This is a genomic window from Salinispira pacifica (assembly GCF_000507245.1).
GTDB classification, from domain to species: Bacteria; Spirochaetota; Spirochaetia; order DSM-27196; family Salinispiraceae; genus Salinispira; species Salinispira pacifica.
Map to the genome: position 1 here is coordinate 69,736 of NC_023035.1, position 24,944 is coordinate 94,679.

Annotated in this window: 26 protein-coding genes; 15 read left to right on the forward strand and 11 right to left on the reverse strand. The window is 51.5% G+C overall.

Going from position 1 to position 24,944, the window contains the following annotated elements; genetic code table 11:
• Positions 1 to 23 precede the first annotated feature (23 nt).
• A complete protein-coding gene (locus tag L21SP2_RS00270; RefSeq protein WP_024266436.1) occupies positions 24 to 896 on the forward strand; it encodes an RsmE family RNA methyltransferase in 873 nt (290 codons plus the stop codon).
• Entirely contained in the window at positions 854 to 1,627 is a 774-nt protein-coding gene (locus L21SP2_RS00275; protein WP_024266437.1) for a WecB/TagA/CpsF family glycosyltransferase, read from the forward strand. The genes L21SP2_RS00270 and L21SP2_RS00275 overlap by 43 nt, the downstream gene beginning before the upstream one ends.
• A gap of 2 nt (positions 1,628 to 1,629) precedes the next feature.
• Here L21SP2_RS00275 and L21SP2_RS00280 read toward each other — a convergent pair whose 3' ends face one another.
• Positions 1,630 to 2,082: an FxsA family protein gene (locus L21SP2_RS00280; RefSeq protein ID WP_024266438.1), complete on the reverse strand. Its 453-nt coding sequence runs from the start codon at positions 2,080 to 2,082 to the stop codon at positions 1,630 to 1,632.
• A gap of 61 nt (positions 2,083 to 2,143) precedes the next feature.
• Positions 2,144 to 2,644 (reverse strand): hypothetical protein, encoded by a 501-nt coding sequence (locus L21SP2_RS00285; protein WP_024266439.1) that lies wholly within the window; start codon positions 2,642 to 2,644, stop codon positions 2,144 to 2,146.
• Positions 2,645 to 2,726: 82 nt separating this feature from the next.
• On the opposite strand from L21SP2_RS00285, the gene L21SP2_RS00290 reads away from it, so the two are divergent.
• The 4 genes from L21SP2_RS00290 to L21SP2_RS00305 all read left to right on the forward strand — a co-directional run bounded on the left by L21SP2_RS00290 (position 2,727) and on the right by L21SP2_RS00305 (position 5,399).
• A complete protein-coding gene (locus tag L21SP2_RS00290) occupies positions 2,727 to 3,452 on the forward strand; it encodes an SDR family oxidoreductase (protein WP_024266440.1) in 726 nt (241 codons plus the stop codon).
• A gap of 94 nt (positions 3,453 to 3,546) precedes the next feature.
• A complete protein-coding gene (locus L21SP2_RS00295; protein ID WP_024266441.1) occupies positions 3,547 to 4,098 on the forward strand; it encodes an STAS domain-containing protein in 552 nt (183 codons plus the stop codon).
• Positions 4,099 to 4,140: 42 nt separating this feature from the next.
• On the forward strand, positions 4,141 to 4,545 hold the full coding sequence (locus tag L21SP2_RS00300) for a YbjN domain-containing protein (RefSeq protein WP_024266442.1): 405 nt from the start codon (positions 4,141 to 4,143) through the stop codon (positions 4,543 to 4,545).
• 47 nt (positions 4,546 to 4,592) lie between these two features.
• Complete coding sequence (locus tag L21SP2_RS00305) at positions 4,593 to 5,399, forward strand: PspA/IM30 family protein (protein WP_024266443.1); 807 nt, start codon at positions 4,593 to 4,595, stop codon at positions 5,397 to 5,399.
• Between the two features lie 324 nt (positions 5,400 to 5,723).
• Here the strand turns inward: L21SP2_RS00305 and L21SP2_RS00310 are convergent, their stop codons facing one another.
• Genes L21SP2_RS00310 through L21SP2_RS00320 form a run of 3 tightly spaced genes read right to left on the reverse strand, consistent with a single transcriptional unit; the run spans position 5,724 to position 7,029 of the window.
• Positions 5,724 to 6,038, reverse strand: a complete 315-nt coding sequence (locus tag L21SP2_RS00310) for a YbjQ family protein (RefSeq protein WP_024266444.1) — start codon at positions 6,036 to 6,038, stop codon at positions 5,724 to 5,726.
• Positions 6,035 to 6,505, reverse strand: a complete 471-nt coding sequence (locus L21SP2_RS00315) for a prolipoprotein diacylglyceryl transferase (RefSeq protein WP_024266445.1) — start codon at positions 6,503 to 6,505, stop codon at positions 6,035 to 6,037. Before L21SP2_RS00315 ends, L21SP2_RS00310 begins: the two co-directional genes overlap by 4 nt.
• On the reverse strand, positions 6,502 to 7,029 hold the full coding sequence (locus L21SP2_RS00320) for a sigma-70 family RNA polymerase sigma factor (RefSeq protein WP_081719362.1): 528 nt from the start codon (positions 7,027 to 7,029) through the stop codon (positions 6,502 to 6,504). Before L21SP2_RS00320 ends, L21SP2_RS00315 begins: the two co-directional genes overlap by 4 nt.
• Positions 7,030 to 7,142: 113 nt before the next feature.
• Between L21SP2_RS00320 and L21SP2_RS00325 the strand changes: the two genes are divergently transcribed.
• The 3 genes from L21SP2_RS00325 to L21SP2_RS00335 are packed head-to-tail and all read left to right on the forward strand — an operon-like array spanning position 7,143 to position 10,818.
• The gene (locus L21SP2_RS00325) at positions 7,143 to 8,198 is read left to right on the forward strand and encodes a hypothetical protein (protein WP_024266447.1); all 1,056 of its coding nucleotides are present in this window, start codon (positions 7,143 to 7,145) and stop codon (positions 8,196 to 8,198) included.
• Entirely contained in the window at positions 8,195 to 9,958 is a 1,764-nt protein-coding gene (locus L21SP2_RS00330) for a hypothetical protein (protein ID WP_024266448.1), read from the forward strand. Before L21SP2_RS00325 ends, L21SP2_RS00330 begins: the two co-directional genes overlap by 4 nt.
• Positions 9,955 to 10,818, forward strand: coding sequence for a J domain-containing protein (locus tag L21SP2_RS00335; RefSeq protein ID WP_024266449.1), 864 nt, complete (start codon positions 9,955 to 9,957; stop codon positions 10,816 to 10,818). Before L21SP2_RS00330 ends, L21SP2_RS00335 begins: the two co-directional genes overlap by 4 nt.
• Positions 10,819 to 10,941: 123 nt before the next feature.
• On the opposite strand, the gene murA is transcribed toward L21SP2_RS00335, so the two are convergent.
• On the reverse strand, positions 10,942 to 12,225 hold the full coding sequence (gene murA / locus L21SP2_RS00340) for a UDP-N-acetylglucosamine 1-carboxyvinyltransferase (RefSeq protein ID WP_024266450.1): 1,284 nt from the start codon (positions 12,223 to 12,225) through the stop codon (positions 10,942 to 10,944).
• Positions 12,226 to 12,378: 153 nt separating this feature from the next.
• Here murA and L21SP2_RS00345 point away from each other — a divergent pair, with 153 nt between their 5' ends.
• Positions 12,379 to 13,767 carry an aspartate kinase gene (locus tag L21SP2_RS00345; RefSeq protein ID WP_024266451.1) on the forward strand — a complete coding sequence of 463 codons (1,389 nt, stop codon included), beginning with the start codon at positions 12,379 to 12,381 and terminating at the stop codon, positions 13,765 to 13,767.
• Between the two features lie 3 nt (positions 13,768 to 13,770).
• Positions 13,771 to 15,084 carry a threonine synthase gene (thrC, locus tag L21SP2_RS00350; RefSeq protein ID WP_024266452.1) on the forward strand — a complete coding sequence of 438 codons (1,314 nt, stop codon included), beginning with the start codon at positions 13,771 to 13,773 and terminating at the stop codon, positions 15,082 to 15,084.
• On the opposite strand, the gene L21SP2_RS16535 is transcribed toward thrC, so the two are convergent.
• The 4 genes from L21SP2_RS16535 to L21SP2_RS00370 form a co-directional block, all read right to left on the reverse strand.
• Positions 15,070 to 16,362 carry an HD domain-containing protein gene (locus L21SP2_RS16535; protein WP_024266453.1) on the reverse strand — a complete coding sequence of 431 codons (1,293 nt, stop codon included), beginning with the start codon at positions 16,360 to 16,362 and terminating at the stop codon, positions 15,070 to 15,072. The genes thrC and L21SP2_RS16535 overlap by 15 nt on opposite strands.
• A 62-nt stretch (positions 16,363 to 16,424) precedes the next feature.
• Positions 16,425 to 16,637, reverse strand: a complete 213-nt coding sequence (locus tag L21SP2_RS00360) for a hypothetical protein (protein ID WP_024266454.1) — start codon at positions 16,635 to 16,637, stop codon at positions 16,425 to 16,427.
• 8 nt (positions 16,638 to 16,645) lie between these two features.
• Positions 16,646 to 18,295 carry a DUF4954 family protein gene (locus L21SP2_RS00365; RefSeq protein ID WP_024266455.1) on the reverse strand — a complete coding sequence of 550 codons (1,650 nt, stop codon included), beginning with the start codon at positions 18,293 to 18,295 and terminating at the stop codon, positions 16,646 to 16,648.
• Between the two features lie 73 nt (positions 18,296 to 18,368).
• Complete coding sequence (locus tag L21SP2_RS00370; RefSeq protein ID WP_024266456.1) at positions 18,369 to 19,070, reverse strand: Bax inhibitor-1/YccA family protein; 702 nt, start codon at positions 19,068 to 19,070, stop codon at positions 18,369 to 18,371.
• 29 nt (positions 19,071 to 19,099) lie between these two features.
• Between L21SP2_RS00370 and pyrC the strand changes: the two genes are divergently transcribed.
• Genes pyrC through hisE form a run of 3 tightly spaced genes read left to right on the forward strand, consistent with a single transcriptional unit; the run spans position 19,100 to position 21,565 of the window.
• Positions 19,100 to 20,116 carry a dihydroorotase gene (pyrC, locus tag L21SP2_RS00375; protein WP_024266457.1) on the forward strand — a complete coding sequence of 339 codons (1,017 nt, stop codon included), beginning with the start codon at positions 19,100 to 19,102 and terminating at the stop codon, positions 20,114 to 20,116.
• On the forward strand, positions 20,113 to 20,895 hold the full coding sequence (gene hisA, locus L21SP2_RS00380; RefSeq protein ID WP_024266458.1) for a 1-(5-phosphoribosyl)-5-[(5-phosphoribosylamino)methylideneamino]imidazole-4-carboxamide isomerase: 783 nt from the start codon (positions 20,113 to 20,115) through the stop codon (positions 20,893 to 20,895). Before pyrC ends, hisA begins: the two co-directional genes overlap by 4 nt.
• A complete protein-coding gene (hisE, locus tag L21SP2_RS18710; RefSeq protein ID WP_024266459.1) occupies positions 20,888 to 21,565 on the forward strand; it encodes a phosphoribosyl-ATP diphosphatase in 678 nt (225 codons plus the stop codon). Before hisA ends, hisE begins: the two co-directional genes overlap by 8 nt.
• A gap of 11 nt (positions 21,566 to 21,576) precedes the next feature.
• Here the strand turns inward: hisE and leuB are convergent, their stop codons facing one another.
• Positions 21,577 to 22,656, reverse strand: coding sequence for a 3-isopropylmalate dehydrogenase (leuB, locus tag L21SP2_RS00390; RefSeq protein WP_024266460.1), 1,080 nt, complete (start codon positions 22,654 to 22,656; stop codon positions 21,577 to 21,579).
• Positions 22,657 to 22,916: 260 nt separating this feature from the next.
• Between leuB and tkt the strand changes: the two genes are divergently transcribed.
• Positions 22,917 to 24,935: a transketolase gene (tkt, locus tag L21SP2_RS00395; protein ID WP_024266461.1), complete on the forward strand. Its 2,019-nt coding sequence runs from the start codon at positions 22,917 to 22,919 to the stop codon at positions 24,933 to 24,935.
• Positions 24,936 to 24,944: the final 9 nt, after the last annotated feature.

The following is a 24,944-nucleotide window of genomic DNA, read 5'->3' on the forward strand; positions in this document are numbered from 1 at the left end:
GGCTCAGATACCCACAGACAGTTATGAAACAATTTATTGTTCCACAGTCATTAACCGCCCTCCAGCCGGAAGACACAATCCGTCTGGAGGGTGAAGATTTTCACTACCTCATACGAGTCAGGCGGCTTGAGCCGGGAGCGAAAATTCAGATCAGGGATTCAGCCGGCTCGGCGGCTTTGGCTGAAATGCACTCTGTAGCCCGGGACAGCCTGAAACTGCGCATTCTGGAGTTCACAGCTGAAACGGGGCCGGGAGAGAGCCGGCATCGGGACGGCAACAAAGACAGAAGCGTAACCGGTATTCCAGATCTCCATCTGATTCTGGGAATGCCGAAGGGCAAGAAGACCGATCTGATTCTCAGACAGGCCGGGGAACTGGGGGTATCCGGAATCACCCTGGTTCCCAGCCGGAATTCACAGGTAAAAATGACAGAAGCTGAATTCGGCAAAAAGGCAGAGCGCTGGGAGAAAATCCTCAGGGAGGCGGTGCAGCAATCCAATGCGCCACGGCTGCCCCTCCTGAATTATGTCGGCGACATGAATCAGGCCTGCAGCCGCGTCCGGGAGGCGGACGACCGGGTGGCTCTGGGACTGTTTCTTCACCAGGTCCCTCTGGGCATAGAAAGTCTTCATAATCTGCTATCGGATTATTCCCGGATTGCTTCCCCTTCAGCCCCGCCCCGGCATATCTACCTTGCGGTGGGACCGGAAGGAGGGTTCAGCACAGATGAATGTGAAGAAATGCAGAAGATGGCTTTTCACCCGGTATTTCTTGGTGATACCATTCTACGAACCGAGACCGCAGCCCTGTATGCCCTTGCCGCGGTACGCACGATTTTACTGGAGGGATATTCTTGGCAACTGAAAGAACCGTCAGCGGCAGATCAGGATTGGTAAAACGGGTATATATCAACCGTGTACCGGTGGATATTGTGGAACCCCGGAATCTCATGATCGTATTATCCGGACTTCTCGGGGAGGGGAAAACCAAGGCCTCTCAGGTAATGTTTGTAAGAAGCTGGGATATTATCCGGGCACATCACAGCCCCATGCTTCTCAGAACCATGCAGGAGGCTGCTCTGGTGCTGCCGGTTTCCAGGGCCATATCGGGAATGGCCAGGTTTCTCGGTCACCCCCGTCTGCATTGCTATTACCCGTTTCAAACGATTATCAAAATTCTCACCTGGCTGGAATCCATGGGGGGAAGTCTGTTTCTGCTGGGCTCGGGAAAGCAGGATATCGTCTCGGTGGAGCAGAATGTCCGGCAGACATTCCCGCACATCAGGTTTCTTGGAAAATACCCCGGAGTGTTTCCGAAGCATATGTCCGAATCGGTTGCCATGGCGGTTCATAAGGCCAATCCTCATCTTCTTATCGCAGGCTCCGGTTTGAAGGGCAGGGATCGATGGCTGCATGTTCGAAGAAATGTTCTGAACAGCGGCATTATGATCTGGAGCGGCGAGTGGTTTGATTTTATCATTCAGAAACGCCGGAGACCGGGAAAAGTAGCCGTCCGCAAAGGTCATGAATGGATTTGGGAATTATACAGCCACCCCGGGAAGCTTTTCAGGGTGCCGGTATTTCTTCTATTCTGGCTTCGTCTGGTTCTGCACCGTCTGTTCCGCTGAGTCTAATCCTCCGAGGCTCTCTGGAAGCTGTAGAGATCCTGAAACCCGCTTTCCCAGCGGCGATAGATTATTTTTCCCGCTGCCGTTCTAAATGGCGGAATGTACAACAGAAAACCGATACACGAACTTCCCAGACCCGGAAGGGCCATAAGAACCAGACCCGGCAGCAGTGCGGATATATGAATAAACTCCCGGCGGGGGTATATTCCCGCCGAAATTTTGGATCTCAATTTTATACTGTAGCGATGATAGCTGCTCCCGCCGATAAGGGCTCCCAGAAGGGCTGCGGACACTGTCAGCGTCAGGGAGCTGACCCCTCCCATGACCGATGCACATTGAAGAAGGGTGTATCCGTCGACAAGAAACATAAGACCGAGAAGCATAAGCCGGTTGATGAAAGAACTGAGCCCCTTGAACTCAAGGGTTCCATACAGGAAAGAGAACAGAGGTTTCATGCCCGGACGCAACGCCGTTGTATGCACAGAAGGAAGTAAGGATGCATCTTTTCTAATCCTTCTATTCAAGATTTCTGAAGATGTGAGCAATGAATACCGGAATGATTGAGCCGTCGGGCATCTCCAGAATATCGTAGTATTCGGCAACCGCCATTCCCCGGCTGTTTTTTTCTATGATGTTTTCCGGGGGATTTCTGGGGCTGCGCTGAGGCAGCCGGGATACAAATGACGGATCAAGGAACACCAGAAGTGAATCATAGGATCGGATCTCCTCCTGACCGATCCAGCGGGCGGAGCTGAACTCCACCTCCGAGTAGAATGTTTCCGGATTGGGATCCAGGGTGGATATGGAAGTAACTGTTCCCGGAATCAGATAGTATCTGTCTGAGGGTATCTCCTCGCCGTTTTCTATGAACTCATACAGTTCAACGAGACTGGTGTTCAAATCGATGTAGTTCTCCAGTTCATCAATGCCGATGAGGCCGGAATCCTGCGCCTCCAGCACTGCAGATAGAGAAAAAACCACCACAAATGAGAAAAGAGTTCTTGCAATCCGGATCATAGCTACTACCTCCGTTTCCATGATAAGATTGCCGTTGACGGCAGTCAAGAACACAGGAGATAACAGGACCGAAGGAATAGGAATGAATGATCACGGGTGTCTGATAATAGGTGCCACCGGAGGGATCGGCAGAAGCCTGGCCGCACGGCTGGCTGCCAGGGGGTGCAGGCTCTACATTCACGGGCGGGATTCAAAACGTCTGGAAACTGCCGCTTCCGAGCTCCGCAGGGCAGGTGCCTCCCAGGTTTACACGCTGGAACAGGAGCTTTCCGGGAGGGATGATATCCATGAACTCATATCAAAAATCAAACCCCACCGGGAAATGATAGACGGTCTGGTAATCAGCTACGGTCCCATTCGGGAGTCGTCCTTGAGCAGGGAAAACCTTGAAGATTCTTCATTTATTCTGGATATGAATGTTCTTCTCCCCTTGGGGCTTATTCAGTTTCTGGGACCTGTGATGGCTTCCAACGGATTCGGAAGAATTGTTGTAATGGGGGGGACAGCCTCGGACCATAACCGTGCGTACCGGAAAATCCCCGTATACGGGGCGGCAAAATACGCCCTCAACAGTATTGTGCGTTCCGCATCTGCAGAATTCGCTGCTTCCGGGGTAACAGTGAATGCCGTGCTTCCCGGATACGTGAAAACCGAGTATTATTCTAAAAAATCTCTCGATACTCTGAAAAAATCAGGTAAATTGCTTGAACCTGAAAAAATTTCTGATATTATTGAATATCTGATGTCCTTCCGCTCCTCGGCTGTAAATGGATCTATAATTAATGCCGGAGCAGGACTTGAGTGGTAAAAATAGTCCGATTTATTTGACAAAAAATTTAGGGCTGAATACAATTAAAACAGCTTAAAATACTAACAGTGGACTGCAAAGTCTTAGGGGAACCATGAGTAATAACGACATCGTACCTGGATTTGACGAAGAAAAGGATGAGAGCCTCAAAATTCGGCTTCAAAAGATTGATGGTACTGAAGGCTGTCTGGTGCTCTACCTGACTGGATATATTGATACCTATAATTCCAATTTTTTCCAGAAACGGGTAAACCGGGCAATAGAGGCCGGATACACAAAGCTCATATTCCACTGCAGCGGTCTGAACTATGTATCGAGTACGGGTATCGGTTCCTTTACCGCATTCCTGAAGGCGGTAAAACCAAGAAGCGGCGATCTGGTTCTCCTTGAAATACAGCCCAAGGTGTATGAAGTATTCCAGCTTCTGGGATTCGCGCAATTTTTTAATATCAAGGATAATCTGGATGAAGCGGTGGAATTCTTTTCCAAAGGTTCCGCATCCAGCGATACCGACATTTTCCCCAAGATTTTCAAATGTCCGATCTGTTCAACCCGCCTGCGGGCCTCAAAACCCGGACGGTTCAGATGTTCAAACTGTAAAACCATACTTGCGATTGATAACTCCGGACAGATTTTCCTCGGCTAAAATCCAATTCCCTTCAGCAGGGATCCACACGGGGACAAATATATGAATGTAGAACGAATAGAACGCTATCTGCTTGCTCTTGCGGTGACCTATGAGAAGGTCAGTGAGGATGTCTGGATAATCAATGATCCGGATAAGGGACTGAATCAGATCGTCCTTTTTGTGGATGAATCGCTTTTGACGGTCCGTACCAAGGTGATGAATTATCCGGTAACTGATGACAAAAAAAGCCTCCGGCTGTTTCGTGAGCTGCTTCAATTGAACCGTGATCTGGTACACGGAGCCTATGCAATTGAGGATGATTATATTATTCTCATGGATACGTTGGAGCTTGAAACAATGGACCGGGAGGAGCTTCAGGCCAGTCTTGATGCAATCGGTCTGGGTCTGGCAGAACATTATGATCGACTGAAGCAGTTTCTGCCGGGACATGAACAGGAAGCCTGAAGAGGCTTCGCATTTTAGTTTGAAAACAGCAAATGGAGGCCCGAGCTATGGGGATCTTTGACAGATTTAGACGGGTTGTAAAATCGAATCTCAACCAGATGATCAGTAAGGCCGAGGATCCTGAAAAGATGCTCAATCAGCTGATTGTGGATATGAATGAGCAATTGGTTGAATCCAAGAAGAGCGTAGCCAGTGCAATAGCCGATGAAAAGCGGCTGGAGCGTCAGGCAAATGAACACCGACGTAAATCCGAAGAGTGGGAAAAACGTGCGGTTTTAGCACTGAAGGCCGCAGACAAAGAACCTGAACGAAAAAGTCATTATGAGGATCTGGCCAAAAAAGCGCTTGCCCAGAAAAAAGAATGCGATGTAACCGCTGAAAAATATAATGAACAGTACGAAGCCCAGCATGATTCGGTGGAAAAACTGAAGGGTGCATTGCAGGGGCTTCAGCAGCGCATTGAGGAAGCCCAGCGGAAAAAGAACCTGCTTATTGCCCGGGCCCGGAGAGCGGAAGCGCAAAAAAAGATTCAGGATCAGATATCCGGACTGAGCGATACTTCAGCCTTTGATGCCTTCGAGAAGATGGCCAGCAGGGTGGATCAGATTGAAGCCGAAGCAGACGCCATCGGGGAAATAGAAGGACCTGATTCCAGCAGTATTGAGAATGAATTTGCAAAACTGGAATCCGGCGGTTCCGACGATGCCATGCTGGAAGATCTTCGGAAAAAGATGGCTTTGGAGGATCAACGCCCGGGGAACGCATCCAAAAAAGGTGATTCATCCAAGGCTTCACCTGCAGATCCCGAGGTGGATTCCATGATGGAAGAGCTGAAAAAGAAGCTGAATGAGTAAGAAACGGAACCGTATCAGTGCAACAGACAAAGCCGGGGAGCGACCCCGGCTTTTTTTGTGCATAACTTGTGGATAACATTGGGGTAAATTAAAAGAGCTATAGATTTGTTGAGTTGTTTCCGCCGGAAAAGATATAAAAACGGTAAAAATCATATTGACACGTTATAAAGTCTTGTTGATTAGGAAGTTAGCGAATTAATAGGCGCTGGTTTGCAAGCAACGGGACCGACGGATGTAAAATCGGGCCAATGTTCAGCAAAATTATCGGAAAACATCTTGTGGACAACTTGTGGGAAAACTGCCTTCTGAATATCGATATATGGGTTATTCAACCAAAACGGCCGTTCCGTATACGAGAATCTCAGCCGCTCCCTGCATCATGGAGGTGGTGGAGAATTTTATGCCGATGACTGCATTGGCGCCTAATTCAGCTGCGCTGTCCATAAGACGGTCAAGACTCTGTTCTCTGGATTCGGCAAGCATTTTTGTATAATCAGCAATCTCTCCGCCCGCCATCATTTTAAAAACCGCAGCAATATCTCTTCCGATATTTCTTGCCCGGATCGTGTTGCCGTATACGAGTCCATAGTGCTTAATGATTTTTTTATCGGGGATTGAATCCGTTGTGGAGAGCATCATCGTATAATATCCTTGTAGTTGCGGTCATCCCGCATTTCTTTTCGTCTGCTTGCATAGGTATGAACTAAAAAGGAAACTACAGTTCCTCCCAGGGAGATTACGGCGCCGATGCGAACCCAATGCGGTATTCCGCGATCCATGAGCGCAAACCCTCCCATAATCAAAGAGCTTATAATGTATACTACAGCAAATATTGTTCCCAGTACCAGAGCCCGCTTGTAGCGGGGTTTTTTCTCAAATTCCTCATACCATTCCCGCCTGAGTTCAAGCTTCGGAAGTTTGCTCAGTTCCCGTTTCAGTCTGAGCAGTCTGATATATTCATCCCTCAGTCTGTGGTTATTCTCGATTTCCGCTATGACGGTATCTATTTCATCTCCGGGAATTTCATTATCCACCAGGGCCTGAACCCTCATGAGCAATTCCCGGTCATGGTCTGACAGTGAAGGGGTGGTGTTTTTACTTGTCATTCCTGACTCTCCAATGCAGCCTGAAGCTGCTTTCGGGCATAATACAGACGGGACATAACCGTTCCCCGGGGAATGGATAGTATCTCGCTGATTTCGTTATAGGAGCACTCCTGAAAATGCTTTAATTCAATAATCTGCCGATGTTCCGGTGACAGCTCTTCCAGTGCTTTGTACAGGGATCTGATCTCCTCTCTCTTGATGGCACTGAGTTCTGGATTACTGCTGTGTATTTCCGGGATATCAAGCGGCACTTCTGCGCTGCTTTCCCGGCTGTTTCGTCTGCTGAGAAAGTTCCGGGCCAGATTTCGACCTATGGTCAGCAGCCAGGGATAAAACGGACGGCTGCTGTCATATCGGGAAATATTTGTGTACGCCCGCATCACCGCCTCCTGAATAATATCCTCCGCATCTGTGGCATTCCGTACCATGGACAGGATGCTTCTGTATAACCTGGGGATGTAGGGAGTGATAAAGCTGTTGAATTCCTGCTGATTCAGTGTTCTCTCCTCGGTCTTGTTCCACAGCGGGTGTTTCGTCCTTTAAGTACTTACAACCCGGAAAATTATTCGAAAAATTACGAATTCATTATGATCTTTCTTCGTTGCATTCTCCAACCCCACATGCTAACATTTATTAAGTGAAAGCTGCACTGGTAATTCCGCTTCGTTATATTCTCATTCTGTTATTGCTCACCGGTCTCATTATCGGTTATTCGGTACTTCTTGGAGCAGCCGAGTTTCAACGCATGGACGGTGGAGATAGAAGTACCCTCACATTGCTGTATTTGGTACGGGGGATGAAGAGCGGTCTCTACCTTGGCGGGATTCTTGCGGTAATTATCTGTATCCGCTCGGTACTTTCACTGCGGTCAGCAAGATCTCTGGCTCTGATGCTTCTTTTTATTGTCGCCATGCCCACGTTCTTTTTCGGGTACTACGGAGTTCGTCAGCTGGAGAATTCTGCGTTGTCTCCGGATTATGTGCACCTTACGGGTCTCAGCCCGGCGGTCATCCATCAGTTTTCCGGGGGTGGTGTGTATCACCGGGAAACCAACACAAATTTGCTTTTGGATGTGGTTCTGTATCATCACAGCACGCCGGTGTATCCCGGGCCTGAAGATCTGAAGGAGGGGGTTCACCTTGTTCCTGTTGAATCTGAAATTCCCCGGCTCAGCAGTCTTGAATCCGTAGTGTACAACAGCTCTGCAGAAGAAATCATTGTGAATCAGCGAAGCAATGCCACCCCGGATTCCCGGGCACTGGTAATTCCGGTGGATGAAATTTCCAACAGCAGGGCCGCACTGTTCCACCGAAGCGGTATAATCGGCGATATCGACACCACGGTGGGTCTGCTCTTTGAAACCCTGGATGAATACGCTGATGACATGTCATACCGATATGCGGCACTTATATTCAGCCTCATGCTGTTTCTGTTCAGTACGTTTGTATTTATGCGGCTGACCCGATGGCCGCTGATCAATTTTATCCTTGCTGTGATTGTGAATATTGCAGGTCTGATGCTCACCCGGGTACATGAACTGTTTTTTATCAGAGATATTGCCGGCAGTTTTCTGAGAGAACGGGCAATGGGGTACATCGCTCCGGGATTACTCAGTTTTATCGCAATCATTTTTATTATCATGAATGTATTTCTCCCCAGCATTAAGGAGTGGTCCCGGGAGGTGGGAGAATGAATTCTCTGAACAGGAAAATGCTTCTCATTCAGCTGATCACTCATGTTTCCGCAATGCTGACTATTGTGGTGTTAACCATTGTGTTCATACCCGCCAATTTTGAAAGCTATTTCTCAGGTCAATGGATTTTTTCATCTTCCGTTGTTCACTATCTGGACTATTTTATCCCCATTGTTTCGGTGGGGTTTGTCATCTGTTTTTCCATGGCTGCGGGTCATGATGATATTCAGGGCGGCCGGAGTAAAGGCTCGTTCTTCGCAGTAATTCAGGGAGCTCTGGTTTTTCTGCTGTCGGCTGTGATTGTGTATACTCTGTTGCTTCTCCTGCTTTTGCCTGTAGCCGAACAGAACCGTCTGGATGCGGAATACCGGTCTGATTTTATCGCAGACCGGGTGGAGGAAGGGCAGGCTGCTCTGGAACGGCAGGATTATGCAACTGCAGAAGAAGCTGCCAACGCAATTCTTGATCTGGTTCCCCGGCATAATGAGGGCCGGGAAATTTTCCGGCAGGTGCAGGAACGGCGGCCCCGGTCAAGCTCAGACTCAGGGGGTGAGGAGCCCGAGCCCAGGCTTCCCTTGGATCTCAGCTACGGTGAAATTCTTGATCGGGCCAGGCAATACTATGCCGAAGAGGATTATTTTTCCGCAGTTTTCTACAGCCGGCTGGCCCTTGGTCCCGACGAAAGCCGTGATGAGCCTGAAGCCAGACGAATCCTCTCCGACAGTCTGCGCCAGATATCCCGCCTGAACCTGGATGACCGTGAGAGCGACGCACAGGAGCTGTATTCACAAAAAACACGGGGGGCAAAGGAATATAATGAAGGAAATTATCTGGATTCATATTATACATTTCAGGCAATACTTCAAAGCCACCCCGGTGATCCTGATGCAGCCACCTATCTTGAATATTTAGAGCCGGAAGTACGGGAAATCAGTTTTTTTATTGATGAAATTGCACGGGCGGCACAGGGTGACCTGCGCCGACATGTATTTTTGCAGGTACCCGGGGAAGCGGGGGACGATCCGGATACATTGAATCCCCGGGATTACCGGCGTTTTATCGCAGCTGAGCAAATGATGCGATCAACCACCGGAATGTACTTTATTAATCTGGAATATCTGGTTGTTGACCGGGACGGCGGAGTAAAAGAGCATCTGAAAGCTCCCAGGGCAAAGCTCAGGGGCAACTACCTGATCACTCATGCAATTGACAGAGAGAATCCCCAACGCTCCTACAAACCCCGGTACATTGTCCGGGGCGACGTGATTTTCCGGAGTCCCGCCGGTTCCGATGCGAATGTGGACGAGCATGTAATCCGTATGGCTTTGGATAATGATGAATTATGGTCAGTATCGCCGGGCACGGCGTTTTATGATGATGTAAACCTGTTTCAGCTGTTCGCTTTATCGCGGATCTATCCCGAATACGGACGAAACCCCGATTTTCCCAGGGCGGAAATACTGGACAGAATTCTTCTGCCTTTCAGTCTGATTAACCTTTCCATCCTGGTGATAATCATGTCCTGGCGGGGGCGCAGCCGCTATCTCAGCGGTCCTCCCGTGTATACCTGGATATTCGTTCCGGTTATTCCGGTGTTCTCTCTGGGACTCTTCGAGCTCTATCGACTGGTATTCAGAAACATGCTGAACTCCGTTCTTATTCTTTTCGGCTTTATTCCGGCCATGATTTCGTTGGTGGTTCTCCAGACACTCCTGTTCATTCTCATTCTGTTTTTCATTGCAGGTCAGCGTCTGGAATGATGATTCGAGCCAAGATCGCCGGCGCCATTCTGGGATTTCCGTTTGGTATTCCGGGTGTGGTGTTCGGGGTGATCGTGGGTACGCTGGTTGATCAGCTTCTGGCCCTCCAAAGAAATACCCGTGACCTTGAAGCCTTTTTCACCCGGGGAGTGTTTATTTCCCGGATGAAGCGTCTTGCCCGGCCAGCCGCTGCAATCGCACTTTCTGTGAAAATGATCTCCATTGATCAGGCCTATGAAGACAGGTTGAAAGAACTGGTTATCTCGTCGGTACGGAAGTTTTTTTCTATTCGCAGTCTGGATGAGAAACATCTTGAGGATTTCTGGAATGCCGCGGTACGGCATGAGGCGGGGCTGAATATTCAATGGCTTGTTCGGGTCTACGGGATCAGCCCTCCGGAATTTATCGAGCTTTCCCAGATGTACAGTTACGGAGGGGAAACCGAGAGGGATTTTCTGTTCAACCTCATGCACCGCCTGGCGGGAATGGATGAACGGGGCCTGAGCAGGGAAGAATATGCACTGATGCAGGAAATTTTTGAACCAATGGGACTTGGAATCCGGGAAATTCGCCAGCGTCTCAGATCCATGCCCTATCTGGATGCCCGGCATCTTTCACTTCTCGATCTTGAACAGGGCTGCAGCGAAGCAGATGTGAAAGCCCGCTACCGACAGATGGCGGCCAGGCTGCATCCGGATATTCAAGTTCAAATCGGGTATGATGAAAATGCCTCCCCGTCTGACGGGGAGGAACGAAAGCGTGAGGAATTCAGCCGTCTCCAGGAAGCATATTCGAACCTGCTTTGGCAGTTTCGCCTGTATACCCCGGCTGACGGGAGGGAAGGGGGAGAAGAAATATAACCCTCCCCGCCCTCCCGGAGTATCCTGTTTTTAATGGGAATGTACCCGGTTGAATGTACCGAGTCTAATATGCCCGGTCGAATGTATCCGCTGGAAGGTGCCGAGCCCGACGTATTGTCAATGCTAAGCTTCTTCCCGGGAAATCACTGCACCCAGGCTGCTGAGCTTGTCAGCAAGACCTTCGTAGCCCCGTTCTATCTGATAAATGTTCTGAATAGTGCTTGAGCCTTCCGCCGCCAATGCAGCGATTACCATGGCCATGCCTGCCCGCACATCCGGACTCACCAGCTGTGAGCCGCTGAGGCGCGACGGGCCGGAGATTACCGCTCGGTGAGGGTCGCAGAGTACAATCTTTGCACCCATTCCGATCAGTTTATCTACGAAAAACATCCGGCTCTCAAACATCTTCTCGTGAATGAGAATGGTTCCCTCCACCTGGGTTGCTACAGTGAGAATGATGCTCAGCAGATCCGGTGGAAAACCCGGCCATGGTGCATCGTCAATTTTGGGGATCATTCCTCCCAGGTCTGAAACAACCTTCATGGGTTGGACCGGGGAGATATGGATGCTGTCACCCTGGGTCTCCCAATGAATCCCCAATTTGGCAAATCCCATTTTCACCATTCTCAGATGGTGGGGGTCGGCTTTGGTGATGGTAAGGTCGCCGCCGGTAACGGCTGCCAGTCCTATGTAAGAGCCCACTTCCATGAAATCGGCGCCGATTGAAAATTCTGTTCCATGGAGCTTTTTAACGCCCTGAATGGTGAGAATGTTGCTTCCGATTCCGGAGATCTTCCCACCCATGGAGTTGATCATGTTGCACAGGTCCTGCACATGGGGCTCGGATGCCACATTCCGGAGAATGGTTGTTCCTTCGGCCAGGGCAGCTGCCATGATGGCATTCTCTGTCGCCGTAACAGATGCTTCATCCAGAAAAATATCATCACCCTTAAGCTTGTTGGCGCTGAAAGATATTTGTCCATCGATGTCGATCTGCGCCCCCAGACCCTTGAGTACCAGCATATGGGTATCCAGCCGTCTTCTGCCGATCACATCGCCGCCGGGGGGTGATAGCACTACCTTCCCGCTCCGTGCGAGCATGGGACCTGCCAGCAGGATGGATGCCCTGATCTTTTTGGCCAGTTCCGGGGGAACGTCATGGGTATTAATGCTGCCCATGGTTATTTTGAACTCACCCCGGTTTCCGGTTTCCTGAACGCTTCCTCCCAGCTCCCGGAGAATGTCGAACAGAACATAGACATCTTCTATAAGGGGGATATTCTTGAGGACCACTTCTTCTTCACTGAGTATTGCGGCGGTAATGCAGGGTAGCGCGGCATTCTTGTTTCCGCTTGCCTTGATTGTACCCTTGAGCGGGTATCCGCCTTCTATTCTATATTGATGCATGAGCCGAGTTTCCCTGTTTTGTCCCCATATGTCAATTATTCCGTTACTGTTGGTGGGAAAGTATGTTGCTCTTCCCGGCCCCCCTGTGAAAAAGCCGTATGTTTATGCAAATATCTATTCCGTTTTGTATTTTTTTTGATATAGTAGGCAATTATGAAAGTGATGAAATTCGGCGGCAGCTCTGTACGGGATGCCGACCACATTCGCCGTGCTGTTGATATTTTCTCTGCATCTCCCGATACCCGTGCTGTGATATGCTCTGCAATGAAGGGAATCACCAATGATCTGATTGACGGAGCAAACCGTGCCGCAGCCGGAGATGAAAGCTATCGTGACCTGATATCTGCAATCCGGATCAGAAAACTGGAGGCGATTCAGGAGCTGTTTTCTGATATCCGCGCCGCCGAAGAAATGAAACAGGCCATTGAGGCCGAGCTGGAGGAACTGAATAATATCTGTCACGGGGTTTTCCTTGTGAGGGAGTGCAGCCCCCGGAGCTTGGATCTCATTATGAGTTTCGGCGAACGAATGAGCAACCGGATTATCGCAGCATATGCTGCCTCCAGAGGCGAGGAAGTGTTTTTTGTGGACGCCCGGGAATTGGTGCTCACCGATGACTCCCACGGGGAAGCGGAGGTGCTGTTCGCCGAAAGCTATGAGCGAATCCGCAGCCGCTTTCACAGCCGGGAGGGAACGGGCATAGTGACCGGTTTCATCGCATCGTCCCCCAGGGGAATCACCACAACCCTGGGAAGAAACGGCAGTGATTACAGCGCAGCTATTTTCGGAGCCGCCCTTTCGGCCGATGATATCGAGATCTGGACCGATGTGGACGGGGTTCTCCAGGCTGACCCCAGAGTTGTACCGGGCGCCGGAGTTATCCGGGATTTAAGCGTGGAAGAAGCCATGGAGCTCAGCTATTTCGGCGCCGAGGTCCTGCATCCTTCCACCATGATTCCTGCTGTGGAGGCGGGAATCCCGGTGTGGATAAAAAACACCCTGAATCCTGATGTGCGGGGAACCAGGATAGCTCGGAATGTAAGTTCCGGCCCCGGATTGATTACCGGAATAGCCAGCATCCCCGGTGTGAGTCTGATTAATGTGATCGGCGGGGGAATGGTCGGCAGTAAAGGAACGGCAATGAAGGTGTTTTCCGCATTTGCCCGTGCAGGTGCCAATGCCATAATGATCAGTCAGGCTTCAAGCGAACACAGTATTTGCGTTGTGGTTCGAAGCTCCGAGGCTGCACGGGCGGTCAGGTATTTACGGGAAGCATTGGAGCATGAAATTCGTCACAAGATTATTCAGGAGATCCAGGAGATTGACGGTCTGGAAGTTGTGGCGGTGATCGGAGGCAACATGAGGGGCAAGCCGGGGGTATCAGGACAGCTGTTCCATGCTCTCGGCGGTAAAAATATCAATGTGCTTGCCATTGCTCAGGGATCATCTGAAATGAATATCTCCTTCGTTATCGATGAGAAGGACCATTCAACCTGTCTTAACTGCATTCATACAGCGTTTTTTCCCCAATCACAGGAGTAGTCCATGAAATTTGCATCAACACGTAATCAGAATACAGAGGTCAGCTTCGAACATGCCGTATTTCAGGGACTGGCACCGGACGGCGGACTGTATCACCCGGTGGAGCATGCAGATCTTTCTGAATTGTTTCAGGCGTTCGATGCAGCCACGCCGTTTACTGAGATCGCATCCCGGATTACATCGGCTCTTTTTCCCGGGGAAATTCCGCCGGCGGATGCTCAAAGAATTGCGGAATCCGCTTTTCCCTTTTCACCGGGACTGATAGATATTGAAGATTCAATTTCTCTTCTAGAGCTGTATCATGGTCCCAGCTGTGCGTTCAAGGATTTTGGTGCTTCGTATCTGGCAACGGTGATGGAATATTTCCTCAAAGGCAAGAGCCGGCGGGCGGTAATTCTTACCGCCACCAGCGGCGATACGGGTTCGGCAGTTGCCCAGGCATTTTACGGGAGGGAGCAGATTGATGTGGTAATCCTCTACCCCAGCGGCCGAGTGAGTCCCAGCCAGGAGAAACAGCTCACCACCCTTGGGGGGAATATTCATGCCCTGGAAATTGAAGGCAGCTTTGATGATTGCCAGCGGATGGTGAAGGAAGCGTTTACCGATCCGGTTCTTCAGAAGGAACTGCCTCTTACCAGCGCCAACAGCATTAACCTGGGCAGACTGATCCCCCAGAGTTTTTACTATGTGTATGCCTATGCCCGCATGCGGGAACGGCTGGAAGGCAAGCTGTATTTCACCGTGCCCAGCGGAAATTTCGGCAACCTCACAGCAGGTGCGTTCGCCTGGCGCTGGGGGCTGCCTGTGGATCGGTTTATTGCAGCGACCAACCTGAACGATGTGGTTCCGGAATATCTTCAGACGGGTGTTTTCAAGCCCAGGGCTTCATTACACACCTATGCCAATGCCATGGACGTAGGTAACCCCAGCAACTTTGAACGACTTCAGGCTCTCTTCCGTGACGGACATGGGGAGATGGATCGAATGGTGCGGGGCTTGGCTGTGGATGACGGGGAAATTCTTTCCACAATGAAGCGGTTTCATGACGATAAGGAAATTTTTCTCTGTCCTCACAGCGCAACGGGAATTCTTGCCTCAGAGCGCTTTCTGAAAGAGCAGGGTACTGAGCCCGGGCATGTTATCAGTCTGGGTACGGCGCACCCGGCGAAATTCTCGGAAGTCAGCAGGAAAGCCTGCGGCGAAGAGCCTCCCATGCCTTCCAGGCTGGCCGAGTCCCTTAAAAAAGAGAAAAAAGCGGATGTTCTGGGGAATACTCTGGAAGAGCTTTCCGGATATCTCCGCTCAAAACTGGTCTGAGAGCGTCTCTCCCCTCCATTTCCCCAGTCCCCGGTCTTTCCGGTATCGGTTATAAATATCGCATGCCTGATAATAGCGCTGGGGTCCGGAAAAACTCGCGCTGATGTCGCAACGGTACAGTTCCAGCAAAAGGGGGAAACGAGGGTCAGCCATTACCGGATCCCTCATTCTGTCCGGCAGCCTGGAAAGAGCCGGCGGATACATATGGTGTTCAATGAGCCACACCGTATCTTCGATTGTCTGCTGATCCACGCCGATTTCTGCCAACAGCTTTTTTGCAATATCTCCGCCCAGCTGGGCATGGTTATGGAAACGTTTTCCGTTTTTGGGTCTGGCGTCCGGCTTTCCTGCGTCATGAAGCAGAAGAGCGTAGGCAAGCCGGAGATCCGGAGTTTTACGGTATTTCATGCTTTCAAGACTGTGACGCCACACATTGCCTTCGGGATGGTGATCCTTGGCCTGCTCTGTGGCGTCCATATCTGCAAGGGCGGGAAATAGCATGGAAAACACCCCCGCACAGTGGAGCAGATCAAGTCCCAGGTCCGCCGCGGGTCCGCTGAGGATCAATTCCATGCAGACTCTCATGTATTCAGGGGACAGCCTGCCTGCTTCCGACTCCAGAGATTGAATATACTCCTGCTTTTCCCCCGAATCCCCAATATCAGGGCAGGAGAGGGAGTCTGCAAGAGGCCTTTTGGAGGAGAAACGGGCGGCTCCTGTTCCGTATCTGGACAAGATGATGGCTGCAGAGAACAGAACCCTCAGTTCAGGAGGTGTAGAACTCATAGGGCTGTGCAGTTCAGCGAGCCTGCTGCGAATCGCCGATACAAATGAACGGTCCTTGATCCAGTGATAGTTTCCGGGAAAATGGAAATGACGGGGCCGGTGCAGTGCATTCAGAATTCCCGGTACTTCTCCAGGGAACCCGAACAGAGCTTCTATTGCCTGACTGGCATCTTCAGGCATTTCGCGGATGTTTTCCTCAGCCTCGGTGAATATAAACCAGCTTCTTCCGCGGCCGTTCCATGCTGCGGCATCCACACCTTCAATGCCGGGAAATTCAAGGGGGATTCCTGTCTTCGCCAGATCAGGAAGATCGCCGTGAACCAGAATTGTTTCATGGGGAATGCTCCGGGGCACCTGTCCAAAAGAGGTGGCCCGGTTTCTGCCCCGGTAATATCTGTCCAGTGCGCTGAATGCGACCCAGCTCCAGGAAATATTCGAGGAATCCAGAAGCGATGAAATGTCCTGATCGGGTGCTGCCGGAGAAGTTTCCATAGGGGGTAAAGTATCCAATAACGGAGCGTATGCAAAGCAGAATCAGGATATTCAGCAGGGTATCATGTGCCGTTGATGAGTTGAATGGCCTTGTCGGTTCGCTCCAGCTCCTCTTCAATTTCTCTGCGGACCTGGAGCACAAAACCATCTTCAGAGACCGCAGGATGAGTCTGCGGATAATCCGGGATAATGTCCGAGCCGCGGCTGATATCCCTGGAGCGGGATGTTTCGGTTCGCCTGAGAATATCCGGAAGCATATCCTTCAGTCTCTGCATTCTCAGCATCATTCCTTCCCAGTCCTGTTCCGGGCAGCGGCACCCCCGCTGCCTGAACCGGCTGCGAGAATCGTTTCGCGTTCTTCACGGAAGGCAACCAGATCCAGAAAGAATCGGTAGGCTTCAATGGCTTTAAGACGGTTCTCGTCGGTGAGCATGTTTTTCCCGATTCCGGGAATATCGCCCGGAAGATATATGGTTTTCCGTTCCCGGATATTTTCCAGCATTCCCACCGCATCCCGCATATATTCCAGGATTTCCGGACGAAAGACCCTCAGGTCAAACCGGTTCCGCCTTGCTTTGTTCCGCTTGTAGTATTTGGCTTCATTTCTCTTGAGTGAGTAGAGGTTCGCCGACAGGCCCCAGGCGGGAATCAGGTTGTTGAATCCCGGCGGTACTTCCAGAAAGTATCCCACCGGTTCGTTTATAAGGCTGAAAGGATATTCAAGTTTCTGGGGCAGCGTGGTAACCCCTGCGGCAACTATGGAGTAGGGGGCTTTGCGGAAATTCGCCGGATACTTAACCGCACAGCTGAGACCGAAGAACATGCCTTCTCCCGGCCAGCACTCCTGGTCGGGCATACGGGAAGTGTGATTGCTCCCCACATTTGCGCCGTACCCCACATTTCCCCGTCCGCCGGGCCAGAACGCGGCGATGAGCAGACTCTGGTGATGAAATCCCACGAAAGGACCCAGGAAACAGCTGGTGATCTCCCCTTTGCTCACGCCGGAGTTTGGGCCGATGATGGAATCCACAATTTTCCCGTGATGCTCGGCGTGACTGTGCTCGAACAGCATGGAGTTCTGGATGATTGATGCATCGCTCACCTCCACTCCGTCCTGAAGAATTGAATTGCGGATAATGCTGCTGTTGGTAACCACGCTGGGATCGCTGCTGGTGGAAAATATGCTGCTGTTGGAAATCTCATCGGCTCCCAGAACCCGGCTGTAGGGGCCGATATAGGAATTCACAATAGAGCGGCAGTCCAGAATCCGGGAATGTTTATCGATGATGGTCCAGTTGAATCTGATGCGTTCAAGATATTCGGACAAATGGGTTCCATACGCATCTTCCACGGCAGCTGAACCGGGGTGCATGAGCACGTACTCGGCAAGTTCCAGACTCAAATCCGAGTACAGGGATATTTCACGGCCGCCGGTCTCGATTCCCACGGGAATATTCACACCGTTCCCGTACAGGGTTCCCCGGGAACCTGCGGTGAGTCCGGTGCTGGAGTTACTCAGAAGGCTGTCACGCACTACCAGTGTGGCGAAAATTCTGGGACAGTTATGTACCGCACTTCCGCTGGCAATGTGACTGCTTTCAATGGTGCTGCGGTGAATACCTGAGGGGAGTGAGCCCGCACTTTCCTGATTGCAGATCATCCGTCCGTCAAAATACCCAAGAACCACATCGCCAATGAATAGATTCTGGGTGATGAAGGCTGCTGAAAAATCCTCTACCACCCGGATTCTCGACCAGTCATGGCATACGTTACCCTGTCTTTCCAGGCTCTGTACTTCGTCATGTGAAAGGGTACGAAGAGGCCGCCCCTTGAGAACCGGACTTTCGGATTCCGGGACGGCCTTCAGTTTTTCTATGCGGTAGGTGAAGTGGGAGTAATTGATGTTCTCCAGAAGCTCATCGATTTTATTCAAAAGAGGTATTTCCCCACCTTGTGTTGCCGCTGCGACATCGTCTGTTGCCGCATGATGATCTGCTGCCGCCGCATTATCGTCTGCCGCCGAAAATTCTCAGCAGAAAGAGAAACATGTTGATAAAATCCAGGTAGAGCTTTAATGCCCCCATGATGCTCAGCCTGATATAATCGGGCTCGCTCATGTTCTCTCCCATGGCATCGCTCATTCGCTTGATCCTCTGGGTGTCGTATGCTGTGAGCCCCATAAAAAGCAGAACACCCACATAACTGATGATATAGCTGAGTGCCTGACTATTCAGGAAAAAATTCACCAAGGATGCAATGATTACACCGATGAGGGCCATAAACAGGTAGGAGCCCCAGCCGGATAGATCTTTACGGGTTACAAAGGCGAAAATGCTCATGGCCCCGAACATTCCCGCTGTAATGAAAAATGTTGTGGCAATGGACTGCTGGGTGTATGCAAGGAAGATAAACGAGATAGTAACCCCGTTGAGGGCCGAATATCCGGCAAAGGTAAGGGTTGCCGTCATGGGGGACATCTGCATAATCCGTGCAGAGATGAAGAACACCAGGCCCACTTCCACAAGCATGAGGATGAGAAAGCCGTTATTCTGAGCCAGCGTGCGCACCAATTGGGTGTTCTGGGCAGTTCCCCAGGCAACCACACCGGTAAGCGCCAGACCAAGGGTCATCCAAATATACACATTACGCATCAGATTCCTGGACATTACTGCCGAGGAGCTGAAAGTCATTGAGTTTTCTCTATTCATAAAGCCTCCGTTTCTAATAATATAGTGCCATGATTCGCATTCGAAAACCAGACGATTTTCATATTCATTTGCGCCAGGGCCCCAATCTGCCGGCCTATCTTGCAGATGCCGCAGGAAGTTTCGCCCGGGCGCTCATTATGCCCAATACGCTTCCACCGGTAAACAACCCCGCCAGGCTCAGGGAGTATCAGCAGGAAATCAGCCGGGCAGGCGAAGATCTCCCGGACTTTCAGCCTCTCTATACGTTTAAGATCTCCGGTGATATTACCGGAGAGGAGCTGGAAGAGATGTTCCGTCGCGGGGTGACCGCGGGAAAGTATTACCCTCTGGGAGCCACAACCAATGCCGAGGACGGCGTGGCGGATCACAGAAACATATTCCCTGTACTTGATGAGATGCAGAACCGGGATCTGGTACTGTGCATTCACGGAGAGAAGCCGGACTCCTTTGTTCTGGACCGTGAAAAGGATTTTCTTCCTGTACTCAGGGATATCCGCAGCAACTTTCCACGGCTGAGAATTGTCCTTGAGCATATCAGCACTGAAGCGGGAATCCAGGCGGTACAGGAGCTCGGGGACAGAACTGCCGGAACCCTGACGGTTCATCACCTGATGCGCAATCTGGACCATCTTCTGGGGGGGATGCTGAACCCCCATCTTTTCTGCAAACCGGTGCTGAAAACACCCGGTGATCAGAAAGCGCTTGTGGATGCCGCATTTTCCGGAAGTCACCGCTTTTTCCTGGGAACCGACAGCGCGCCTCACAAGCGGGGGGACAAGGAATGCGACTGCGGCTGCGCAGGAACCTATACCGCGCCTGTGGCAATCCCTGCCTTGTTCCAGTTTTTTCTGGAACAGGGCGCAATTGATAAAGAGAATACCCGGCTCTTTCAGGACTTCACTTCAGCACACGGCGCCGACTTCTACGGTCTGGAGAAAAACCGGGGTGAACTCATTCTGGAAAATGCCCCCTGGAAGGTTCCGGCGGAGTACCACGGGGTGGTACCATTCCTTGCCAACAGCGAACTACAATGGAGGGTACTATGAATATTATACCGGCTATCGACCTTCTGAACGGTGAAGCCGTCAGATTGTATCAGGGATCCTATGATCAGGTGAAAAGCTACTCCCGGGATCCGGTGGAGACCGCCCTGAAATTCCAGTCGGAGGGTGCCAGGCATCTCCATGTGGTGGATCTGGATGCCGCCCGCTGGAAGGGCGGAGATCCTTCCGGAAAAAAGCATAACCGGGAGCAGATCCGCCGCATTGCCGAAGCAACAGAGATGACTCTGGAAGTGGGCGGTGGCATCAGAAGTGATGAGGATATCCGGGAGCTGATGGATGCAGGCATCCGGCGCCTGGTGGTGGGTACCCTGCTTGTGAAAAACCCGGGAATGGTGCGCAGCTGGATTGAGCGTTACGACGCCGACTTTATCGCCGGTATAGACGCCAGGGACGGTGAAGTAAAAATCGCCGGCTGGGAGGACGGGTCCAGTGTGAAGGATGATGTTCTGGCTTCCTCCATGGCAGACCTGGGGGTGAAAGGAATCATTTATACCAATATCAGCCTGGATGGTACCCTCAAGGGACCTGATATTCAGAGGGCCCTCCACATTGCCGAGGCATCCGGCCTTCCTGTAACGGTATCCGGCGGGATGGGAAGTATGAGCGACTGTCGTGATGTGGCCGAAGCAGCCGCAGCGAATCCCGGTGCGGAAAATATCCCAATGATAGAAGGGGTGATTATCGGCAAGGCGCTGTATGAAGGCAGTATTTCCCTGGCCGAAGCAATTATGCTGTATCAGAATGGGGGGGAAGATGTTTAATCCCAAAGACGGTGAAATTCTGCCGGTACTCATCCGGAATTCCCGGGGAGAGCTGATGGGCACAGGGATCAGCAATGAAAAAGGATTCCGAAAGAGCATAGAGCGGCAGGAAGCATGGCTTCTGGACGGAAAAACCGGAAGGCTGTTACCGGCTCCCCGCATCCGGGGTTTTCAGGAAATCCGGCACAGGGACGGCTACTACGAAATTATTTCCCGGGAAATATCAGCTGATACTGATCCTGCTCCCGCCGACGCCGCTCAGAAGACGCCGGGGGAAGGGACGGAAACGGCTGAAATGACAGACGCCGGGGATGTGCAGGGTTCCGGAGAAAACGAGCCCGTTACCGGCTCTGCAGCGGGAGCTGAAAAAGACCCGGAAGACCCATCGTACGGGGAATACGGAATGTTTCTCCGCAGACTGGAAGAGACAATCCGGCGTCGCCGTGAGGAGATGCCTCCGGGATCCTACACCACCCACCTCTTTGAGAAGGGGGAAGAGAAGATCCGGAAAAAAACCGGCGAAGAAGCGGTGGAGCTGCTTCTGGCCCGTGACAATCAGGAGCTTGCCTCCGAGGCGGCTGACCTGATGTATCATATGATGGTGCTTTTTGTTCAGCGGGGAATGAAATTCGGGGACGCCGTGGAGGTGCTTCGCAGCCGCCACAGCTGACCCCGCCGGCCTTACAGGGCGGCCAGAATTTTGTCGCCCATTTCGGCGGTTCCGATCCGGGTGCAGCCCTTGCTCATAATATCGCCTGTACGGAATCCCTGATCAAGAACCTTACTGATTGCGGCGAAAATGCGGCTGTAGGCTTCGTTCATTCCGAAGCTGTATTTCAGCATCATGCCCATGCTGAGAATCTGGGCAATGGGATTTGCAATGCCCTGTCCCGCAATATCCGGCGCACTTCCTCCGGATGGTTCGTAGAGCCCGAAGCTTCCGTCCGCAAGGCTGGCACTGGGGAGCATTCCCAGTGAGCCGGTAATCATGCTTGCTTCATCGCTGATAATATCTCCGAACATATTGCCGCAGAGTATTACATCGAACTGACCGGGATTTTTCACCAGCTGCATGGCTGCGTTATCCACATACATGTGAGATACGCTTACGTCGGGATAATCCCCGGCCATTTCGTTCACCACCTCCCTCCACATCACCATTGATGTGAGTACATTGGCTTTATCGATTGAGCAGAGCTTCCGATTCCGTTTCATTGCTGTTTCAAAGCCCACTCTGGCAATGCGCCGTATTTCATCCTTGGTGTATACCAGGGTGTCGAATGCCCTGTCGTTCTCTCTGCCTTTGGGCTCTCCGAAATAGATTCCCCCGGTGAGCTCCCGCACCACCAGCAGGTCGAAATTCGTACCGATAACCTCGTTTTTCAGGGGAGATGCGTCCTGGAGTTGGGGAAAAATTACGGCCGGACGGAGATTGGCATAGAGACCAAAGGTTTTCCGCAGCGGAAGCAGGGCTGCGCGCTCGGGCTGCTGTTCCGGAGGAAGACCTTCCCATTTGGGGCCCCCCACACTTCCGAACAAAATGGCCTGTGAATTCCGGCAGATATCCAGAGTGGACCCGGGCAGTGCCGAACCGTGATTATCTATGGCTATTCCGCCCACATCACCGTGGATAAGCTCATACGTTTTTCCATCATCATCCATGATTTTTGAAAGGATCTTTTCCGCCTCCGCCATCACTTCGGGACCTATACCATCCCCGGGCAGAACGGCAATTCGTATTGTACTCTTGTCCTGATTCATTTATTCTCCTTTACAGGTGCGTGTAAAATTAAGCTGGTGTATTTTCCGCAGGAAAGTTTTCTCCATCAGTTAACAACCTGTTGAAAGATACGCTATTCTTAGACTCTTTTAATATCTGTTGGAACAGAGTCACAGAAAACGGGCGAAATCAGGATCATACCTGCTGGAGGTAATCACAATTCCATCGTCCCAGCAATTTCAAAATCTTTGATTTTGGAAATTGTATCACCATAAAAAGCATTTTTTTACGGAGGATATGCATGAATATACAGAGTCTTGAAAAAATTGCAAAGACTGTCCGGGCGCTTTCTGCGGATGCGGTTGAAAAAGCCAGCAGCGGACACCCGGGGCTGCCCCTGGGAATGGCGGAATTCGGAGCCTGGTTGTTCGGAGAGCGGATGAATCATAATCCCGGGAATTCCTCCTGGATGAACAGAGACCGTTTTGTTCTTTCTGCGGGACACGGTTCCATGTTTTTGTATTCCCTTCTCCATCTCAGCGGATACAAACTTCCCCTGGAAGAGCTGAAAAATTTCCGTCAGCTGAATTCCCTCACTCCCGGTCATCCTGAATTCGGACATACCGACGGTGTTGAAACCACTACCGGTCCCCTGGGACAGGGCTTTGCAAATGCCGTGGGAATGGCCATGGCTCAGGCTCACAGCATGGAGAAGTTCAACACTCCGGAACACCGGATTATTGACCATTATGTGTACACCCTATTGGGCGACGGCTGCATGATGGAGGGAATATCCACTGAAGCTGCCAGTCTCGCCGGTCATTTGGGGCTTGGACGGCTCGTTGCGTTTTATGACAGCAATAAAATATCAATTGAGGGAGACACCGAGCTTGCCTATTCAGAGGACAGCGCCGGAAAATTCAAGGCACTGGGCTGGCATGTGCAGGAAATCGATGCATATGATTTTTCAGCCATGGATAAGGCTCTTGATGCAGCTCAGAAAGAGGAAGGAAAACCCAGTCTGATTATCCTGAACTCTACCATCGGAAAAGGGGCTCCCAATAAGGCGGGTACCGCCGGAGTGCACGGCGCAGCCCTTGGCGCAGATGAGCGAACGGCATTCCGGAAAAATATCGGTCTGCCCGATGAGGATTTTCACATCGTCCCGGGAGTCGAGGAGTATTTTGCGGAAAAACGGAAGAGCTGGCAGAAGGCTGAGGCCGACTGGAATGAGCTTTTCGCCGCCTGGGCCTCGGCGAACCCCGAACTTGCTGCGGAATGGGAACAGTGGCACAGTGAAATTCACGAAGATGATCTGAAAGATATCAGCTTTGCCCAGTACGAGGTGGGCGATTCGGAAGCCAGCAGGAAATCCAGCGGTTCCGCCATACAGAGTCTGGCGGCCCGGTTTACCAATCTCATTGGCGGCTCTGCTGACCTGGCGCCTTCGAATAATACGCTGATCAAGGATGAAGGTGATTTCGGCCCCCATGCATTTCTGGGACGAAATCTCCATTTCGGTGTTCGCGAACATGCCATGGGCGCTGTGGCAAACGGAATGGCTCTTTATGGCGGTTTGAGAGTATACGCTGCCACCTTTCTGGTTTTCAGCGATTACATGCGGCCGGCCATCCGCCTTGCCGCATTAATGAATCTTCCGGTCATTTACGTGTTCACCCACGATTCGGTGTTTGTGGGAGAAGACGGGCCCACCCATCAGCCGGTGGAACAGGCCACTGCGCTGAGAACCATTCCCAACCTTCAGCTGTACCGTCCTGCGGACGCCCAGGAGACCATCGCTGCATGGAAGGAAGCTCTTCTTCGCCTGGACGGTCCCACGGCTCTTTCCCTCACCAGACAGGGGCTTACGGTTTTTCCCAAGCCTGAGGACTGGGAGAAGGATTTCAGGCGGGGAGCCTATGTGGCCCACCAGTCTGAAGGCTTTGATTCGGCTCTGGAAAAGGCTGCCGACGGCCATCCTGCTCCTGCGGTGATCGTGGCCACTGGTTCAGAGGTGAACCTGGCCGTGGACGCAGCCAAAACGTATGAAGGCCAGGGATTTCAGGTGCGTGTTGTCTCCATGCCCTGCAGGGAGCGTTTTTATGAGCAGGATGATAAATTCCGTGAACGCATAGTTCCCGAGGCCGGGAGAGTTTTTGCCGTGGAAGCCGGGGTTTCCATGGGATGGGAAGGGCTCACAGGAAGCAGGAAACGAATCCTGGCTATCGACGGATTCGGAACCAGTGCCCCGGGAGGAGAAGCTGCTCAGGCGCTGGGGCTGAATTCCCGGTCCCTGCTGGAAATGTTGAAGAACAACTGATTGTCCGTC